This window comes from Leptothrix discophora (assembly GCF_030705305.1).
Taxonomy (GTDB): domain Bacteria; phylum Pseudomonadota; class Gammaproteobacteria; order Burkholderiales; family Burkholderiaceae_C; genus Sphaerotilus; species Sphaerotilus discophorus.
This window is the reverse complement of sequence record NZ_JAUZEE010000013.1, coordinates 29,974-47,079: the sequence shown is the minus strand read 5'-3', so window position 1 is coordinate 47,079 and position 17,106 is coordinate 29,974. Positions and strand designations below refer to the sequence as shown.

Here is a 17,106-nt window from a genome sequence, read left to right as displayed (position 1 = left end):
CCGATGAGCCACCCTGATGTCCAGGTCCCCCGCGTCACGCTGCACCCGAGCCTGCCGGCCTTCAGCCGTCTGGTCTACGGCGTCTGGCGGCTGGCCGACGATGCCGACACCTCGCCCGCCCACGTCGCGGCCAAGATCGACGCCTGCCTGGCCCAGGGCATCACGACCTTCGACCATGCCGACCTCTACGGCGGCCACCGCTGCGAGGCCCTGTTCGGCGCCGCCTTGCAGGCCCGGCCGGACCTGAAGGCGCGGCTGCAGCTGGTCAGCAAGTGCGACATCGTGATCCCCGGCGGCCTGCACGGCCAGCCCAGGCTGAAGTTCTACGACACCACGCCGGCCCACGTCCGTGCCTCGGTCGTGCGCACGCTGGCGCTGCTGGGCGTCGAGCGGCTAGACCTGCTGCTGATCCACCGGCCCGATCCGCTGATGGACGCCGATGCGACCGGCGCGGCGCTCGATGCGCTGGTCGACGAGGGCCTGATCGGCGCAGCCGGCGTGTCCAACTTCCTGCCGCACGACTTCCAGCTGCTGGCCTCGCGCATGAAGCATCCACTGGTGACCAACCAGATCGAGCTGAGCCTGGCCGCGCGTGCGCCCTGGACCGACGGCCAGCTGGCCTTCCTGCAGCAGCAGCGCATCCGGCCGATGGCCTGGTCGCCGCTCGGCGGCGGCGCGCTGCTCGATGCGCAGCAGCCGATCGGCGCGCGGCTCCAGCCGGCGCTGCAGCGGCTGGCGCACGAGTTCGGCGTCGGCGCCGACGCGGTCGCGCTGGCCTGGTTGCTGATGCACCCGGCCGGCATCCTGCCGGTGGCCGGCACCAACCGGCTCGACCGCATCGCGCGGCTGTCGGACGCCTGCCGCGTCACGCTCGACCGCCAGAGCTGGTTCGAGCTGTGGACGCTGGCCTGCGGCCACGAGGTGCCCTGAACGGCCGCCAATCCCGCCGCCACACGCGCGCCGGGCGTCGCTGCGATGATGTCGCCCGCCTTGCCCCCAGCCCCGCAACGATCGCGCCCGTGTCCCGCACGATCCCGCCCGTGTCCCGCCTGTGTCCCCCCCGTATATCCGCCGATGGAGCCCCCCATGAACCCCGTGCCGCCGCAGGAACTGGTCCAGGCCGCACGCCTGCAAGCCCTCAAGGACACCATGGCCTGCGTCAGCGCCGGCGTGGTGATCGTCACCGCCCACCACGACGGCCACGACTGGGGCATGACCTGCAGCTCGTTCACGACCGTCTCGCTCGACCCGGCGCTGGTGCTGTGGTGCCTGCACCGAGGCTCGTCCAGCCATGCCGCCTTCACCCGGCCGGCGGCCCAGGGCGGCGGCTACTGCGTCAACGTGCTGGCACCCGAACAGGCCGCGCTGGCGCGTCGCTTCGCCAGCGGCACGCAGGCCGAACGCTTTGACGGCATCGGCATCGAGCGCCTGGCCAGCGGGCGGGCCCGGCTGGCTGGCGCGCTGGCCTGGTTCGACTGCGGCCTGCACGAGGTGCTGCGCGCGGGCGATCACGAGATCCTGATCGGCAGCATCGGCGAGTTCGGTGCGCCTGGCGCGGCCGGGGCCGCCAGCGGCGCGAGCAGCCTCGTCTATGCCCAGCGCCGATTCGGCCACGTCACGCCACAGGGTTGACCGGTCCTGCGGGACCGCCACGACGCGCCGCTAAAGTAGCGCGCTTTGCAACGCGCCGGCATCGCCTGCCGGTCGCCCGACCTCCGCTCCATGCCGCCGCCGAAGAAGACGACCTCGACCACCCGCCGCGCCCCTGCCGGTGGCACGCGACTCAGCACCTGGCTGGCGCTCGCGCTGCTGATCATCGTGGTGGACCAGTTCACCAAGGTGCTGATCGTGGGCCGCTTTGCACATGGCGACAGCGTGACCATCACCAGCTGGTTCAACCTCGTGCGGGTTCACAACCCCGGCGCGGCCTTCAGCTTCCTGTCGCAGGCCTCGGGCTGGCAGCGCTGGTTCTTCACCGGCATCGGCCTGCTCGCCTCCGGCCTGTTCATCTGGCTGCTGCGCGCGCATGCCGGCCAGCGCCTGTTCTCGCTGGCGCTGACGCTGCTGCTCGGCGGTGCGGTCGGCAACGTGATCGACCGCATGTGGCACGGCCACGTCATCGACTTCGTGCAGGTCCACTGGGACTTCCTCGCCGGCATCTTCCCCGGCGGCCATTTCCCGGCCTTCAACGTGGCCGACAGTGCCATCACCGGCGGCGCGATCGCGCTGGTGATCGACGAGTTGCGGCGGGTGCGGCGCAGCTGATCCGGACGGCCAGGGGCCGTTGCGCACCCCCCGGAATGAAGTCTGTTGCATCCGGGCACGAGTTCCTAACATCGCTCACATCTGTCTCGTTCCACCGCAGTCAAGAGGAACGCCCGTGAGCCTTTCCCAGAATTCGAACACCGGTGGCGCCGCACGTCCGCGCGCCGCGGATGCCCGCGTCTTCCAGACACCCCTCGGCTTGGCCGGACAGGAGGAGCGGGAGCGCCGCAAGCGCCGCCTGATGCTGTTCTGGCTGCTGGCCGGCCTGCTGGCCGCCGGCACCTTGGGCTACGGCCTGATGAAGCGCAGCCACGGCGTCGGGGCCGGGCCGGTCGCCAGCGGTGGCGCGGTCGGTGGCGCAGTCAGTGGTGGCGGAGGCGCCGGCCTGGGTGCGCCGCTGGTCCAGGGTCCGGCCGGGCAGGAACCCGTCGTGGCGCAGGCTGCTCCGCGCGCCGTCCGTGCCGCCGCACCGCGTCCGGCGCGGGATGCGCAGGCGCCGGCTCGCCAGGACCGTGTCGCCGGACGCCAGCCGCCGCCGCAGGAAGATCCGGGTGAGCTGGTCATCGATCCGCCGGGTGCGGGCGCACCGCAAGTCTTCGCCCAGCTCGACGAGGGCAGCAGCGGCCCGGTCACCGACGGCGGCGGCTTCGGCTCGCCCACGCCGCTGGACCTGGACGGCAACGACGGCTTCGCCCGCCGCGCCCAGACGACGCCGACCGGCATCACCGGTCCGATCGGCGGCCTGGGCGGCGGAGGATCCACGCCCAATCCACCTGGTACGCCTAATACGCCGACCACACCGACCACCCAGCCAGCAGCGCCCGTCACCGCCGTGCCCGAGCCCGAGACCTGGGCGCTGATGCTGGCCGGCTTGACGGTGGTCGGCTGGCAGGCCCGGCGTCGGCGCGCCGTGCGCCCAGCCGCCACGCCCTGAGCGAGCGCCCGGTCCACCCTGAAGGCGACATGAGGCCGCACCGGTGCTCGGTGTCAGCCCGGCTGTTCAAGCGTGATCGCTGCGCCTATGGTGCAGTGCATCACGATTGCCGCCACCCGCATGTCTGCCGCTGACACCGCCACCGACACCGCCACCGACACCGCCATCGACACGGCCACCGACCCGCGCGTCGAACCCTCGGCCAAAGCCGCCGCGGATGCCACCCCGCCGCCGGGACCGCCCCCCGCGCCGATCCGGTTGAAGCCCCTGGCCTGGTCCGATCCGCCGCGCTGGCTGGCGCTCGGCTGGCGCGACTTCGTTCGCCACCCCGGCATCGGCCTGTTCTTCGGGCTGTGCTTCACCGGCATGGGCTGGGCGCTGCTGAAGGTGTTCCAGGAGGCGCCGGCCTGGACGCTGGCGCTTTCCGCAGGCTTCCTGCTGATGGGGCCCTTCATCTGCATGGGCCTGTACCAGGTCAGCCGCCGGCTCGAGCGCGGCGAGCGTCCCGACTTCGGTGACGCGCTGACCGCCTGGGACGAGCACACCGCGCAGATGGCCATCTTCGGCTTCGTGCTGCTGGTGCTGGAGATGCTGTGGGGCCGCGCCTCGCTGGTGGTCTTCGCGGTCAGCTTCGACGGCATGCCCGACTTCAAGGGCTCGCTGCTGGCGCTGCTGAACCCCGAGAACATCGGGTTCATCGTCGCCTACGTCGGCGTCGGCGCGCTGTTCGCCGGGCTGATCTTCGCGGTCAGCGTGATCAGCATCCCGATGATGCTGGACCGCCGCGTCGACGCCATCACCGCCGGGCTGACCAGCCTGCGCCTGGTGCTGACCCAGCCCGGCGTGATGCTGTGGTGGGGCGCCTTGCTGGTGATCGCGGTGGTGGCCGCGCTGTTGCCGTGGTTCCTGGGCCTGCTGGTGGTCGGACCGGTGCTGGGCCATGCCAGCTGGCATGCCTACCGCGGGTCGGTCGAGCCGCCCGAATCGGCGGATGAACTGCCCGGCTCGGCCGTGCGACCGGACCCGAGCCTGCCGGGCAGCACGGCCTGAACCGTCAGGCGGTCACGACCGGTCAGAGCCGGTGACCGCCGGTGACCGCCGGTCAGAGCCGGTCAGAGTGTGAGCACGCTGCAGCCCGTGGTCGCACGCGCTTCCAGGTCGCGATGGGCCTGGGCGACCTGCTCCAGCGGGTAGCGCTGGTCGATGCGGATCTGGACCGCGCCGCTCGTGACCATGCCGAACAGGTCGTCGGCCATGGCCTGCGTGCGCTCGCGCGTGGCGATGTGCGTGAACAGCGTCGGGCGGGTCACGTAGAGCGAACCCTTGGCACCCAGCACGCCCAGGTTGAAGGCCGACACCGGGCCCGAGGCATTGCCGAAGTTGACCAGCAGGCCGAAGGGCGACAGGCAGTCCAGCGAGCCCTCGAAGGTGTCCTTGCCGATCGAGTCGTAGACCACCTTGACGCCGCGCCCGCCGGTGATCGCCTTGACCTGCTCGACGAAGCTGCCGGTACGGTAGTTGATCGCATGGCTGGCGCCGAGGTCCAGCGCGAGCTGGCACTTCTCGTCCGAGCCGGCCGTGCCGATCAGGTTCAGGCCCATCGCCCTGGCCCACTGGCAGGCGATCAGGCCGACGCCACCGGCCGCCGCATGGAAGAGCACGAAGTCGCCGGGCTGCAGGCCACCCTGCGGCTGGGTGCTGCGCAGCAGGTACTGCACCGTCAGGCCCTTGAGCATCATGGCCGCGCCGGTCTCGAAGTCGATCCCGTCGGGCAGCTGCACGACGCACCTGGCGGGCATCACGCGGACCTCGCAGTAGCTGCCCGGCGGCTGGCTGGCATAGGCCACGCGGTCACCGGCGCTGAGGTGGGTCACGCCCTCGCCGACCGCCTCGACCACGCCCGCGCCTTCCATGCCCAGCGACAGCGGCAGCGCGTTCGGGTAGAGGCCCGTGCGCTGGTACACGTCGATGAAGTTCAGGCCGGCCGCATGGTGGCGGATGCGGACCTCGCCGGGGCCGGGCTCGCCGACGTCCAGGTCGACAACCTGCATCACCTCGGGGCCGCCGAAGGCCTGGATCTGGATGGCTCGGGACATGTGTTCCTCGTGGGTCTTGGTGTGGATGGAGCGGGTGCCGGAGACCGGCGTCTGCGCGCCTCGCCGCGCGACGCGTCAGCATAGGCCAAGGCCGCGCCCGTGACGCATCACCTTCGCGACGGCCCTGCCTCCGGCCCGTCACGCCGGCGACAGCGGACGGCCGCAAGCCGGCGCCGCTACGATGCGCGCCCCTGCCCCGTCGGCCGGTGCGTGCCCCTTTCGCGCGCCCGGCGCATCCCCATGAAGCTGACCCCGCGCCTGACCCTGATGCTGACCGTGCCGCCGCTGCTGTGGGCCGGCAACGCGATCGCCGGACGGCTGACCGTTCCGCTGGTGCCGCCGCTGCTGCTCAACCTGCTGCGCTGGGCCACGGTGGCGATCGTGCTGCTGGTGATCGGCCGCCGCGCCATCGCGACGGCCCAGGGCCGCGCCGACATCCGCGCGCGCTGGCGCTACCTCGCACTGGTCGGCCTGCTCGGCGTGGGCGCCTACAACGCGCTGCAGTACCTGGCGCTGACCACGTCCACGCCGATCAACGTCACGCTGATCGCCTCCAGCATGCCGCTGTGGATGCTGCTGGTCGGCTTCGTCTTCTTCCATGAACAGCCGCAGGCGCGCCAGGTCGTCGGTGCCTCGCTGTCGCTGGCCGGCGTGGCCACCGTGCTGAGCCGCGGCGACTGGTCCAAGCTCGCGCAGATCCACTTCGTGCAGGGCGACCTGTTCATGCTGGCCGCGGCGGCCTGCTGGGCCGGCTACAGCTGGCTGCTGGTGCGCCCGCCCGCGTCGATGCAGCCGGCCAACCGGCCTCGCGTGATCGGCGCGGACGGCCAGCCGCGAACCTGGAACTGGGCCGAATACCTGCTGGTGCAGACGCTGTTCGGGCTGGTCTGGTCGGCCACCTCGGCTGGCGTCGAGGCCACGCTGACCGACCGCGTGCCGCAGTGGACGCCCGCAGTGGCCGTGGCGCTGGCCTACATCACGATCGGCCCGTCGCTGCTGGCCTACAAGTTCTGGGGCGAGGCGGTGGCGCAGGCCGGACCGACCACGGCCGGCATCTTCACCAACCTGACGCCGCTGTTCGCCGCGCTGATGTCCACCGCGATGCTGGGCGACGCGCCCCAGGCGTACCACGGGGCGGCCTTCGCGCTGATCGTCGCGGGCATCGCGGTGTCGTCGCTGCGGCGCGGCGGCTAGAAGGTGCCGGGGTAGGCCCCGCCGTCGATCAGCAGGTTCTGGCCGTTGATGTAGCCCGCCAGCGGGCTGCACAGGAAGGCGCACAGCGCGCCGAACTCGGCCGGCTCGCCGAAGCGTCCGGCCGGGATGCCGGCACGGCGGGATGCGGCGATCGCCTCGACCTCGCGTCCGGCCTGCGCCGCCGACTTTTCCATCGTCACGCGCAGCCGCTCGGTGTCGAAGGCGCCGGGCAGCAGGTTGTTGATCGTCACGCCGCGCGCGGCCAGCGACTTCTGCCGCGCCAGACCGGCAACGAAGCCGGTCAGGCCGCTGCGCGCGCCGTTGGACAGGCCCAGGATGTCGATCGGCGCCTTGACCGCGCCCGAGGTGATGTTGAGCACCCGCCCGTAGCCGCGCGCGGCCATGGCGTCCACGGTGGCCTTGATCAGCTCGATCGGCGTGAGCATGTTGGCGTCGATCGCGCGCAGCCAGACCTCGCGGTCCCAGTCGCGGAAATCGCCCGGCGGCGGTCCGCCCGCGTTGTTGACGAGGATGTCGACCTGCGGCGCCGCCGCCAGCGCCGCCGCACGGCCTTCGGCGCTGGCGATGTCGCCGGGCGCGGTGCGCACCTCGATGGCCGGATGGCGCGCGCGCAGCCCGGCCGCGGCGGCCTCCAGCGCCTCGGCACCGCGCGCTGTGATCACGAGGTGGACACCCTCGGCGGCCAGCGCCTGCGCGCAGCCCAGCCCGAGTCCCTTGCTGGCGCCGCACACCAGCGCCCACTTGCCCACGAGTCCCAGATCCATCGTCCTGTCTTCCTTGAAGTCTTCGGTCCCGTCCGGCGTCGTCAGCGCGAGCGGGCCAGCAGCCACACACCGGCCAGCACCAGCACCGTGCCGACCGCCAGCATCGGCGTGAAGGGTTCGCCCAGCAGCACGATGCCCATCAGGATCGTGCTCATCGGGCCGATCAGGCCGCACTGGGCGGCCATCGCCGCACCGAGGCGCTCGATGCCCAGCATCACCAGGATCACCGGCGCGAAGGTGCAGGCGGTCGCGTTCAGCACCGACAGCGCGTAGACCTGCGGTGCGACGTCCTGCAGGCCGGCGACCGGGCGCAGCAGCAGGAACTGGCCGATGCACAGCGCGCAGGCGACGGTCGAGGCCAGCCCGGTCAGGCGCAACGAGCCCAGCCGGCGCACCTCCTCGCCGCTGAAGAACATGTAGCAGGCATAGCTCACCGCGCTGCCGAACACCAGCGCCGCGCCCAGCAGCACATGCTCGCCCTGCAGGCTCAGCTCGGTGCCGAACACGCTCAGCACGCCGATGTAGCTCACGCCGAGAGCCAGCCATTGCGTGCGGCCGATGCGCCGGCCATGCAGCACCAGGCCCAGCAGCAGCACCAGCGTCGGGTTGAGGTAGAGGATCAGGCGTTCCAGGCTGGCGCTGATGTAGGCCAGGCCGGCGAAGTCGAGAAAGCTCGCGAGGTAGTAGCCGCAGAAGCCCAGGCCGATGACGACACGCCAGTCGCGCGCGGTCAGAGCGGGCTTGCCGCGTCCGGCCCACCAGGCCAGTCCCAGGAACAGCGGCAGCGCGAACAGCATGCGCAGCATCAGCAGCGTGACCGCATCGACGCCGTGGCGGTAGGCCAGCTTGACGATGATGGCCTTGCCGGAAAAGGCGATCGAGCCCGTCAGCGCGAAGGCCAGGCCCGGCCACAGGCGCGGCACGGGGCGGGGCATGGGTGGGGTGCTCGATCGGGCCTCGGCTGCACCGGATGACGTCTGCATGCGGGCGATTCTAGGCAGCGCCCTGAAACGACGAAGGCCGCGGTCCGGGGACAGCGGCCTTCGTGCGGTGACCGGCGGACCGGTCAGCCGATCACAGCTTCTGCGACTGCATGTACTGGTCGAAGCCCTGCTCGGCGAAGCGGAACCACAGGTTCTGCTCGGCGCGGAACTTGGCGAAGTCGGCGTAGACCTTCTTCCAGTTGGCGTTCTTGGTGCCGATCTCGTTGTACAGGTCGTTCGAGGCCTTGAAGGCGCCGTCCATCACGTCCTTGGGCAGGCGGAACAGCTTGGTGCCGTTGGCCACCAGCTGCTTGAGCGCCATCGGGTTCTTGGCGTCGTACTTGGCCTGCATGTCGACGTGGGCGTAGGTCGCCGCCGCCTCGACGATGGCCTTGTACTCGGGCGTCAGCGCGTCGTAGGCCTTGCGGTTGACGAACAGGTCGATCTGGGGACCACCTTCCCACCAGGCCGGGTACGCGTAGTGCGGGGCGACCTTGTTGAAGCCGAGCTTCTGGTCGTCGTACGGGCCGATCCACTCGGCCGCGTCGATGGTGCCCTTCTCGAGCGCCTGGTAGATCTCGCCGCCAGGGATGTTCTGCGGCACGCCACCCATGCGTTCCATGACCTTGCCGGAGAAGCCGCCGATGCGGATCTTCAGGCCCTTGACGTCGGCCATCGACTTGATCGGCTTGCGGTACCAGCCGGCCATCTGCGCGCCGGTGTTGCCGCAGGGGAAGTTGATGATGTCGTAGGCGGCGTAGAACTCGCGCATCAGCTTGAGGCCGTTGCCCTCGAACATCCACGAGGTCATCTGGCGGCTGTTCAGGCCGAACGGGATGGCCGCGCCCAGCGCGAACGTCTCGTCCTTGCCGAAGTAGTAGTAGGGCACGGTGTGGCCGGCCTCGACGGTGCCGTTCTGCACGCCGTCGACGATGCCGAAGGCGGGCATCAGTTCACCGGCGGCATGCACCGTCACCTGGAACTTGCCGCCCGTCATCTCGCCAACCTTCTTGGCGAAGGTCTCGGCACCGCCGTGGATGGTGTCGAGCGACTTCGGGAAGCTCGACGCGATGCGCCAGCGGATGTTGGCTTGGGCGTGCACCACCGCAGGGGCGGCACCGGCGGCCAGGATGCCGGCGAGACCGGCTTGACGGACAAAGGAACGACGTTCCATTCAAGATCTCCTGATCGTGTCGAGGAAGGGATGACCGGATTCTAGGAAGGCGTCCGGAGCGCCCCGCCGGGTGATTTCCCCTGCGCAAGATTGCGTAGGGAACCGCCTCAGTGACCGGCGATGGTCATGCGCTCGACCAGGATCGAGCCCAGCGTCTTGTTGCCGCCGTTGTAGACGTCGGCGCCGACCGCGACGATGCCCTTAAGCATGTCGCGCAGGTGGCCGGCGATGGTGATCTCGTCGACCGGATAGGCGATCTCGCCGTTCTCGACCCAGAAACCGGCCGCGCCGCGCGAGTAGTCGCCGGTCACGTAGTTGATGCCCTGGCCCATCAGCTCGACCACCAGCAGGCCGCGGTGCAGCTTGCGGATCATCCCGGCCAGGTCGTCGCCGCGACGCGTCAGGCGGCTGCTCAGCGTCATGTTCTGCGGGCCGCCGGCATGGCCGGTCGTGCGCATGCCGAGCTTGCGGGCCGAGTAGCTGGACAGGAAATAGCCCTGCGTGACGCCGGCCGACACCACCGTGCGGGCCGTCGTGCGCACGCCCTCGTCGTCGAAGGGTGCGCTGGCCTTGCCCTTGGGCACGTGCGGGTCCTCGCGCACGTCGATGTGCTCGGGGAAGATGGGCTGGCCGAGGCTGTCGACCAGGAAGCTGGCCTTGCGATAGAGCGAGCCACCGCTGGTCGCATGCACGAAGGCACCGAGCAGGCCGCCGGCGATCGGTGCCTCGAACAGCACCGGCACCTCGCAGGTCTTGATCTTGCGGGACTTCAGCCGCGACAGCGCCCGCTCGGCGGCATAGCGGCCGACGGCTTCGGGCTCGGCCAGGTCGGCCGCGTCGCGCATCGAGCTGTACCAGGAGTCGCGCTGCATGTCGCGGCCGCGGCCGGCGATCGGGGAGACCGACATCGAATGGCGCGAGCTGGCATAGCCGCCCCGGAAGCCGCGGCTGTTGCCGGCGAAGAAGTGCGACTGCTGGGCCGACACCGCCGCGCCCTCGGAGTTGGTGATGCGCTTGTCGACCGACAGCGCCGCGCCTTCGCAGCGCAGCGCGATGGCCGCAGCCGTCTCGGCGTCGATCGGCCACGGGTGGCACAGGCCCAGGTCGCGCGCAGCCTCGGCCTCGGTGGCCAGGTCAGCCGCATCGGGCAGGCCGGCCACGCTGTCCTCGGCGGTGAAGCGGGCGATGTCGTAGGCCGCCTGCACGGTCTGGCGCAAGGCGGCGGGCGAGAAGTCGGAGGTGCTCGCGTTGCCGCGTCGCTGGCCCAGATAGACCGTCACGCCGATGGACTTGTCGCGGTTGCGCTCGACGTTCTCGATCTCGCCCTTGCGCACCGAGACCGACAGGCCGGCACCTTCGGAGACCTCGACGCCCGCATCGCTGGCGCCCAGCTCGCGGGCGATGCCCAGGGTGTCCTCGACCAGCTGCTGGAACTGCTCGCGGGTGTAGGCAAAACCGTGCGTGGCGCGGGCGTCGGCAGCTTGGGAGTCGGTCATGAATGCTTCGTGGCGAGGACTTCGAAAGGGCCTTGGTGAGCGCTCAGGGAGACGCCGGGCCGTCACGGGTTGGCGGGTTCCCATCAGGGGGCAGGACGGCCCTGAAGAGGCCCCGGAGGCCCTGCGACTTATCATAGCCGCCGCTCTTTCAAGCCCTTTCCATGCCGCCCCGCAAACCCTTCAAGTTCAGCCCGCCCAACCTCGCCGAGATCGAGGCCGAGGCCGAGCGCCAGGCCCGCGACGCGGCCCAGATTGCCGCCGTCGCGCTCAACCCCGAGCTGCGCCTGCCGCGGTCGGCCCGCCCCAGCAAGACCCAGATGAAGAAGGAGTCGCACGACCTCCAGGAGCTGGGCGAGGCCCTGCTCGAACTGCCCAAGGCCAAGCTCGATGCACTCGACCTGCCCGAGGGCCTGCGCGACGCGCTCGACGACCTGGCCCGCACGCGCTCATTCGAGGGCAAGCGCCGGCAGTGGCAGTACGTCGGCAAGCTGATGCGCGGCATCGACCCGGCACCGCTGCGCGAGGCGGTCGCCGCGATGCGCATCCCGTCGGCCCGCGAGACCCTGGCGCTGCACGAGGCCGAGGCCTGGCGTGACCGCCTGATCGGCTCGGACGACGCGATGACCGCGTGGATGGCCGAACACCCGGCCACCGATGCCCAGGCCCTGCGCAGCCTGATCCGCAGCGCCCGCAAGGATGCCCAGGCCGCCGCCGCTGCACAGGCGCACGACGGCGCACCCGAGCGCAAGGGCCGCGCCTACCGCGAGATCTTCCAGCTGGTGCGCGAGGCCCTGGCCGGCGCCGAGGGCGCCGCCCGCGACGACGACGACGGCCTGCGGTCGACCCACGATGACTGATGCGTCCGTGACCTCCAGCCCCGACGCCCTGCCGCCGCCCGAGCCGGTCCGCATCGGCCTGGTCTCGGTCAGCGACCGCGCCAGCAGCGGCGTGTACGAGGACAAGGGCATCCCGGCGCTGCGCGAGTGGCTCGAACGGGCGCTACACAACCCGGTGAGCTGGGTCACGCGCCTGATTCCTGACGAGCAGGACGGCATCAGCACGACGCTGCGCGAGCTGGTCGACGTCGAGCGCTGCGACCTGGTGCTGACCACCGGTGGCACCGGCCCGGCACCGCGCGACGTCACGCCCGAGGCGACGCTGGCGGTGGCCGACAAGGTCATGCCCGGCTTTGGCGAGCAGATGCGCCAGATCAGCCTGCGCTTCGTGCCCACGGCCATCCTGTCGCGCCAGGAGGCGGTGATCCGCGGCCGCGCGCTCATCATCAACCTGCCCGGCCAGCCCAAGTCGATCGCCGAGACGCTCGAAGGCCTGCCCGGCGCGACACCGCCCTGCCCCGGCATCTTTGCGGCGGTGCCCTACTGCATCGACCTGATCGGCGGTCCCTACCTGGAAACGCGCGAGAACGTGCTCGCCGCCTTTCGTCCGAAGACCGCCCGGCGGCCATCGCGCGGCTGAGCGGGACGCCGGGCCGGCGAGGCCGTCGGCACGATCTTCGGTACGGCCTTCAGCGCACCAGCCGGTTCAGGCGCTCCGCGTCGAAGTCCTCGGTGGTGTGGGCGTCCTGCGGCACGCAGGCGTCGGCCGGCAGCTCGCGGGCGCGGCTCGACAGCTTCTCGATCGCCTGCCAGAGCAGCGCGATCTGGTGCTCGTGGCCGGACGCGTTGTCGATCAGCCCCTTCATCGCCTGCGCCACCGGGTCGTCGCCCTGGGTCACGCCGTAGGCCGAGAAGCCCATCTTGGCGGCGGCTTCCTCGCGCTGCGCGTCGGCGCTGGCCTGGATGATGCGGGCCGGGTTGCCGACCGCCGTCGCGCCGGCCGGCACCGGCTTGGTGACGACCGCGCCCGAGCCGATGCGCGCGCCCTGGCCGACCGTGAAGCCGCCCAGCACGCAGGCATGCGCGCCGACGATGACGCCGGATTCGAGCGTCGGATGGCGCTTGGCGCCCTTGACCAGCGAGGTGCCGCCCAGGGTCACGCCCTGGTAGATCGTCACGTCGTCACCGACCTCGGCCATCTCGCCGATCACGACACCCATGCCGTGGTCGATGAAGACCCGCCGGCCAAAGGTCGCGCCGGGGTGGATCTCGATGCCGGTGAACCAGCGGCCCAGGTGCGAGATGAAACGGCCCAGCCAGCGCAGCCCGCGCTTCCAGCAGGCATGCGCGGCGTGGTGCATCCACAGCGCGTGCAGGCCGGGGTAGCAGGTCAGGACCTCGAAGCGCGACTTGGCAGCCGGGTCGCGTTCCAGGATGCAGGTGATGTCTTCTCGGAGGCGGCTGAACATGGTGATCTCTTGGCCCTGCAAAGCGTCAACGAGTGTAGGGGCAGCTTTCCGGCCCGATCGGGCCCGGCGCGAGAACGACCCCACGCCCGGCGCGACTGCGTGAGCCCCGGATGGACCCTGGCCGGCCGCGCCGTCGCGTTCAGCGCGCGCCTTCGCGCCCGGCAACGCTGCGGGCGATGCCGCGCAGGATGTGGACCTCCTCGCGCGTCAGCCCGGCCCGGTCCAGCAGCAGCTGCAGGCGCGGCATCAGCTTCTTCGGTGCGGCCGGGTCGAGGTAGCCGATCTGTTCGAGCACGCCGCGCCAGTGTTCGAGCGCACCGTGCACCTCGTCGAGCGTGGCTCGCTCCGGCGTCCTCGTCCGCTCGATCACCGGATAGCCGCCCAGCGCCAGGCGCCACTCGTAGGCGATCAGCTGCACGGCCTGCGCGAGGTTGAGCGAGCCGTAGTCCGGCTGGGTCGGGATGGACAGGCAGACCTGGCAGCGCCGGACCTCGTCGTTGCTCATGCCGAAACGCTCGCTGCCGAACACGAAGGCGATGCGTTCGCCGGCGGCGGCGGCCGGGGCCAGCGTCGGCAGGTGCTCGCGTGGCGCGGCGGTCGGCGGGCCGAAGTCGCGTGGCGTCATCGCGGTGGCGCAGGCCAGGTGCACGCCCTCGAGCGCCGCATCGAGGCTGTCGACGATGCGCGCGCGCACGAGGATGTCGGCCGCGCCGCTGGCCATCGCGACGGTCTCCTCCTGCACCAGCACGTCCGGGAATCGCGGCTGCACCAGCACCAGCTCGCGCAGCCCCATCACCTTCATCGCCCGCGCCGCGGCGCCGACGTTGCCGGGGTGGCTGGTGCGGATCAGCACGATGCGGGTCGGGTCGGGCGGGTCGGCGGCGAGGTCGGTCATCGGCAGGTGCGGCAAGGGAAGAATGGGCGAGGCCCGGGATCCTACGGCGGGAAATGAGTGCGAACCCTGAGCAGCTTGGCTAGAATCGCGCGCTCACTTCGGCAGGCCCCCGCGCCCGCCGCGCTCTTTGTCCCCGCCAGCCCCTTGCCCGCCGCCGCGCAGCCTGCGCCCGCGGCAGCCATCCCACCCGAGACGCACGCCGCCATGTCGCAAACGAACCTGCACCCGATGCTCAACATTGCCGTCAAGGCGGCCCGTGCCGGTGGCGCGGTGATCAGCCGGGCCAGCCAGGACGTCGACCGGCTCACCGTCACCAGCAAGGGGCACAACGATTTCGTCACCGAAGTCGACCAGGCGGCCGAGGCAGCGGTCATCGACGTCATCCTGCAGGCCTACCCGAACCACGCCATCCTGGCCGAGGAATCGGGCCGCGAGCACGGCTCCAAGCACAGCGACTACACCTGGATCATCGATCCGCTGGACGGCACGACCAACTTCATCCACGGCCACCCGCAGTACGCCGTGTCGATCGCGCTGGCCTACAAGGGCAAGGTCGAGCAGGCGGTGGTCTACGACCCGAACCGCAACGACCTGTTCTACGCCACCAAGGGCCGCGGCGCCTTCCTCAACGACAAGCGCCTGCGCGTGTCCAAGCGCATCCGCATGATGGAAGCGCTGATCGGCACCGGCTTCCCCTTCCGCAAAGGCGACAACTTCAAGCGCTACATGCGGATGTTCGAGGACGTCATGACCTCCTGCGCCGGCCTGCGCCGCCCGGGTGCCGCCGCGCTGGACCTGTGCTACGTCGCGGCCGGCTGGCTGGACGGCTTCTTCGAGACCGGCCTGAGCCCCTGGGACGTCGCCGCCGGCTCGCTGATCATCACCGAGGCCGGTGGCCTGGTCGGCAACTTCACCGGCGAGGCCGACTTCCTGTACCAGAAGGAACTGGTCTGCGGCTCGCCCAAGATCTACGCCCAGCTGGTGCAGATCCTCAAGCCCTACACCCGCGTGATCGCCGACGACAAGCCCGAGGTCGGCGCCTCCACCACCGGCAAGCCCTACACCGGCGTGGGCGGCATCGAGACCGACGCGACCGAGACCTTCATCGCCACCGCTGGCGTGCCCCCGGGCGCCTACCAGGGCGCGGCGGCCGAGGCGGTCGAAGCCGCTGCTGGCGCTGCTGCCGATTCAGCCGATGCTGCGCATGACGCGCCGGCCGAAGCCGCTGCCGCCGACGACGTGCCCTATGCCTTCGCGACCACCAGCACCGCCGCGTCGCGCCCCTTCGAGCCCAGGCTGTCGCCGGCCCAGGCCCTGGCCGCCGCCTTCGAGCCCATGCCCGCCGCCGATGCGCCCGCGCCGGTGGTGACGGTGCGCAAGCCGACCCGCATCCGCAAGGAAGACCTGCCGCCGCCCCCGCCCGCCGCGCCGGAGGGCCCGCGTGGCCGCTCGGCTGGCCCGCGTGGTGTGGATCGCGGCACTGAGCGTGGCAACGACCGCGACCCCGCCCGCGGCGGCCCGCCGCCCAAGCGTCCCGGCATGCGCCCGAGCGCCGATGCCAGCGGCCCGAGCGGTGGCACCCGCTCGGCCGGTCCGGCCCCGCGCGGCCGCAAGCGCAGCGACGACGCCCCGTTCTGAGCCGGCCCCTGCCGATGACGGCCGGCCTGCACCTGAGCGACCTGACGCTGCGACGTGGCGCCACCCCTGTCTTTGACGGCCTGACGCTGTCGCTGACCGAGCCCCGCATCGGTCTGGTCGGTGACAACGGCGCCGGCAAGAGCAGCCTGCTGCGCCTGCTGTGCGGGCTGGAGCGCCCACAGGCCGGCCGCGTGACGGTCGATGGGCAGGCGCTCGCCGGCGCGCCGCTGCCGCCCGGCCGCATCGGGCTGATGTTCCAGAACCCCGACGAACAGATCATCTTCCCGACCGTCGAGGAAGAACTCGCGCTCGGCCCGCAGGCCGCCGGTGCCAGCCGCCGCGACGCCCAGGCCGCCGCCCGCGAGGCACTCGGCCGGCGCGGTCTGGCCGACTGGGCGCCGCGCGCGATCGCCAGCCTCAGCCATGGCCAGCGCCAGTTCGTCTGCTGGCTGGCGCTGGACCTGGCCGCCCCGCGCGTGCGCCTGCTCGACGAGCCCTATGCCAGCCTGGACCTGCCCGGCCAGGCCTGGCTGCGCGAGGAGATCCGCCGCGCGCCGGCCCAGGTGCTGGTGTCGACCCACCTGCTCGACCCGGTGCGCGACTTCGCTCGCGTGCTCTGGCTGGAACGCGGCCGGGTGCGCGCCGATGGCCCCGGCGCCGAGGTCTGCGCGGCCTACGAGGCCGACGTCGCCCAGCGCGTGGCCGGCAGGTCCGTCCGCCCGGGCGCCTGAACCGACGCCGCCGCCGTGCTGAGCCTCTACGCCGACACCCCGAGCTGGCTGCACCGCGTGCCGGCCGGCCTCAAGCTCGCGGCGCTGGCCGGGGGCGGACTGGCGCTGGCGCTGACGACCGATGCGCTCGCGCTGGCCGTGGCGGCGGTCGCCGCGCTGGGCTTGCTGGCCTCGCTCGGCCCGGCCGGACGTGGCGCGCGCCGGCCGATGACCGTCACGCTGGTCGTCGCCGCGCTGCTGGTCGGCCTGCATGCGCTCCTGGGCACCGTGCCGCTCGGCCTCGTCGCCGCGCTGCGCCTGGTCTGCACCACCGCGCTGGGTCTCGCACTGACGCTGACCACCCGGCCGGCCGACCTGGTCGAGGTCATCGAGCGGCTGCTGCAGCCGCTGCGCCACCTCGGCCTGGACCCGTCACGCTTCGCGCTGCACCTCGCGCTCATGCTGCGCTACACCGAGCATTTCTTCGCCCGCTGGCAGCAGCTCGACGAGGCCCATCGCCTGCGCACCGGTCGTCCGGGCGGGCTGCGTCTGCTGGCCCCGCTGACCCTCCAGATGCTGCTGGCCGCACGACGCGTGGCCGATACTCTGCACGTCCGCCTTGGCCGTTGAC

The 17,106-nt window shown here is 71.6% G+C and carries 17 protein-coding genes and 1 pseudogene; 11 read left to right on the top strand and 7 right to left on the bottom strand.

Translation table 11 applies throughout. The features are described from left to right. The first annotated feature begins 3 nt into the window (after positions 1 to 3). The 5 genes from Q8X39_RS18495 to Q8X39_RS18475 all read left to right on the top strand — a co-directional run bounded on the left by Q8X39_RS18495 (position 4) and on the right by Q8X39_RS18475 (position 4,249). On the top strand, positions 4 to 930 hold the full coding sequence (locus tag Q8X39_RS18495; RefSeq protein WP_305751173.1) for an aldo/keto reductase: 927 nt from the start codon (positions 4 to 6) through the stop codon (positions 928 to 930). A gap of 156 nt (positions 931 to 1,086) precedes the next feature. Further along, a complete protein-coding gene (locus Q8X39_RS18490; RefSeq protein WP_305751172.1) occupies positions 1,087 to 1,632 on the top strand; it encodes a flavin reductase family protein in 546 nt (181 codons plus the stop codon). 90 nt (positions 1,633 to 1,722) lie between these two features. Next, positions 1,723 to 2,265: a signal peptidase II gene (gene lspA, locus Q8X39_RS18485; RefSeq protein WP_305751171.1), complete on the top strand. Its 543-nt coding sequence runs from the start codon at positions 1,723 to 1,725 to the stop codon at positions 2,263 to 2,265. Positions 2,266 to 2,380: 115 nt separating this feature from the next. Further along, positions 2,381 to 3,199, top strand: a complete 819-nt coding sequence (locus Q8X39_RS18480) for a PEPxxWA-CTERM sorting domain-containing protein (RefSeq protein ID WP_305751170.1) — start codon at positions 2,381 to 2,383, stop codon at positions 3,197 to 3,199. Positions 3,200 to 3,319: 120 nt separating this feature from the next. Beyond that, on the top strand, positions 3,320 to 4,249 hold the full coding sequence (locus tag Q8X39_RS18475; protein ID WP_305751169.1) for a DUF2189 domain-containing protein: 930 nt from the start codon (positions 3,320 to 3,322) through the stop codon (positions 4,247 to 4,249). A gap of 62 nt (positions 4,250 to 4,311) precedes the next feature. On the opposite strand, the gene Q8X39_RS18470 is transcribed toward Q8X39_RS18475, so the two are convergent. After that, on the bottom strand, positions 4,312 to 5,295 hold the full coding sequence (locus Q8X39_RS18470) for a quinone oxidoreductase family protein (protein ID WP_305751168.1): 984 nt from the start codon (positions 5,293 to 5,295) through the stop codon (positions 4,312 to 4,314). 240 nt (positions 5,296 to 5,535) lie between these two features. On the opposite strand from Q8X39_RS18470, the gene Q8X39_RS18465 reads away from it, so the two are divergent. Next, on the top strand, positions 5,536 to 6,489 hold the full coding sequence (locus Q8X39_RS18465) for a DMT family transporter (protein ID WP_305751167.1): 954 nt from the start codon (positions 5,536 to 5,538) through the stop codon (positions 6,487 to 6,489). Here Q8X39_RS18465 and Q8X39_RS18460 read toward each other — a convergent pair. The 4 genes from Q8X39_RS18460 to pmbA all read right to left on the bottom strand — a co-directional run bounded on the left by Q8X39_RS18460 (position 6,486) and on the right by pmbA (position 10,927). Next, positions 6,486 to 7,274: an SDR family oxidoreductase gene (locus tag Q8X39_RS18460; protein ID WP_305751166.1), complete on the bottom strand. Its 789-nt coding sequence runs from the start codon at positions 7,272 to 7,274 to the stop codon at positions 6,486 to 6,488. The two genes, Q8X39_RS18465 and Q8X39_RS18460, sit on opposite strands and share 4 nt — an antisense overlap. A gap of 41 nt (positions 7,275 to 7,315) precedes the next feature. Next, on the bottom strand, positions 7,316 to 8,209 hold the full coding sequence (locus Q8X39_RS18455) for a DMT family transporter (protein ID WP_305751165.1): 894 nt from the start codon (positions 8,207 to 8,209) through the stop codon (positions 7,316 to 7,318). A 139-nt stretch (positions 8,210 to 8,348) separates the two neighbouring features. Beyond that, complete coding sequence (locus Q8X39_RS18450; RefSeq protein WP_305751164.1) at positions 8,349 to 9,431, bottom strand: TRAP transporter substrate-binding protein; 1,083 nt, start codon at positions 9,429 to 9,431, stop codon at positions 8,349 to 8,351. A 107-nt stretch (positions 9,432 to 9,538) separates the two neighbouring features. Further along, complete coding sequence (gene pmbA, locus Q8X39_RS18445; RefSeq protein ID WP_305751163.1) at positions 9,539 to 10,927, bottom strand: metalloprotease PmbA; 1,389 nt, start codon at positions 10,925 to 10,927, stop codon at positions 9,539 to 9,541. A gap of 161 nt (positions 10,928 to 11,088) precedes the next feature. Between pmbA and yjgA the strand changes: the two genes are divergently transcribed. Together yjgA and mog are read left to right on the top strand one after the other, a co-directional pair. Beyond that, complete coding sequence (gene yjgA / locus Q8X39_RS18440) at positions 11,089 to 11,784, top strand: ribosome biogenesis factor YjgA (RefSeq protein ID WP_305751162.1); 696 nt, start codon at positions 11,089 to 11,091, stop codon at positions 11,782 to 11,784. Then, complete coding sequence (gene mog / locus Q8X39_RS18435; protein ID WP_305751161.1) at positions 11,777 to 12,403, top strand: molybdopterin adenylyltransferase; 627 nt, start codon at positions 11,777 to 11,779, stop codon at positions 12,401 to 12,403. Before yjgA ends, mog begins: the two co-directional genes overlap by 8 nt. Before the next feature lie 49 nt (positions 12,404 to 12,452). Here the strand turns inward: mog and cysE are convergent, their stop codons facing one another. Beyond that, positions 12,453 to 13,232 (bottom strand): serine O-acetyltransferase, encoded by a 780-nt coding sequence (gene cysE / locus Q8X39_RS18430; protein ID WP_305751160.1) that lies wholly within the window; start codon positions 13,230 to 13,232, stop codon positions 12,453 to 12,455. Positions 13,233 to 13,371: 139 nt separating this feature from the next. Continuing rightward, positions 13,372 to 14,127, bottom strand: coding sequence for an RNA methyltransferase (locus tag Q8X39_RS18425; protein WP_305751159.1), 756 nt, complete (start codon positions 14,125 to 14,127; stop codon positions 13,372 to 13,374). Positions 14,128 to 14,331: 204 nt separating this feature from the next. Here Q8X39_RS18425 and Q8X39_RS18420 point away from each other — a divergent pair. The 3 genes and pseudogenes from Q8X39_RS18420 to Q8X39_RS18410 all read left to right on the top strand — a co-directional run. Continuing rightward, positions 14,332 to 15,321: pseudogene (locus Q8X39_RS18420) on the top strand (inositol monophosphatase family protein); the annotation flags it as partial. Between the two features lie 458 nt (positions 15,322 to 15,779). Further along, positions 15,780 to 16,496, top strand: coding sequence for an energy-coupling factor ABC transporter ATP-binding protein (locus tag Q8X39_RS18415; protein WP_305751158.1), 717 nt, complete (start codon positions 15,780 to 15,782; stop codon positions 16,494 to 16,496). A gap of 15 nt (positions 16,497 to 16,511) precedes the next feature. Beyond that, positions 16,512 to 17,105: an energy-coupling factor transporter transmembrane component T gene (locus Q8X39_RS18410; RefSeq protein WP_305751157.1), complete on the top strand. Its 594-nt coding sequence runs from the start codon at positions 16,512 to 16,514 to the stop codon at positions 17,103 to 17,105. The last annotated feature ends 1 nt before the right edge of the window (position 17,106 follow it).

Coding starts and splice junctions, on each gene's coding strand:
- Q8X39_RS18465 (WP_305751167.1), top strand. CDS start 5,536: ATGAAGCTGACCCCGCGCCTGACCCTGATGCTGACCGTGCCGCCGCTG.
- Q8X39_RS18415 (WP_305751158.1), top strand. CDS start 15,780: ATGACGGCCGGCCTGCACCTGAGCGACCTGACGCTGCGACGTGGCGCC.
- Q8X39_RS18460 (WP_305751166.1), bottom strand. CDS start 7,274: ATGGATCTGGGACTCGTGGGCAAGTGGGCGCTGGTGTGCGGCGCCAGC.
- cysE (WP_305751160.1), bottom strand. CDS start 13,232: ATGTTCAGCCGCCTCCGAGAAGACATCACCTGCATCCTGGAACGCGAC.
- yjgA (WP_305751162.1), top strand. CDS start 11,089: ATGCCGCCCCGCAAACCCTTCAAGTTCAGCCCGCCCAACCTCGCCGAG.
- Q8X39_RS18475 (WP_305751169.1), top strand. CDS start 3,320: ATGTCTGCCGCTGACACCGCCACCGACACCGCCACCGACACCGCCATC.
- Q8X39_RS18470 (WP_305751168.1), bottom strand. CDS start 5,295: ATGTCCCGAGCCATCCAGATCCAGGCCTTCGGCGGCCCCGAGGTGATG.
- pmbA (WP_305751163.1), bottom strand. CDS start 10,927: ATGACCGACTCCCAAGCTGCCGACGCCCGCGCCACGCACGGTTTTGCC.
- Q8X39_RS18455 (WP_305751165.1), bottom strand. CDS start 8,209: ATGCCCCGCCCCGTGCCGCGCCTGTGGCCGGGCCTGGCCTTCGCGCTG.
- lspA (WP_305751171.1), top strand. CDS start 1,723: ATGCCGCCGCCGAAGAAGACGACCTCGACCACCCGCCGCGCCCCTGCC.
- Q8X39_RS18495 (WP_305751173.1), top strand. CDS start 4: ATGAGCCACCCTGATGTCCAGGTCCCCCGCGTCACGCTGCACCCGAGC.
- Q8X39_RS18425 (WP_305751159.1), bottom strand. CDS start 14,127: ATGACCGACCTCGCCGCCGACCCGCCCGACCCGACCCGCATCGTGCTG.
- Q8X39_RS18490 (WP_305751172.1), top strand. CDS start 1,087: ATGAACCCCGTGCCGCCGCAGGAACTGGTCCAGGCCGCACGCCTGCAA.
- Q8X39_RS18450 (WP_305751164.1), bottom strand. CDS start 9,431: ATGGAACGTCGTTCCTTTGTCCGTCAAGCCGGTCTCGCCGGCATCCTG.
- mog (WP_305751161.1), top strand. CDS start 11,777: ATGACTGATGCGTCCGTGACCTCCAGCCCCGACGCCCTGCCGCCGCCC.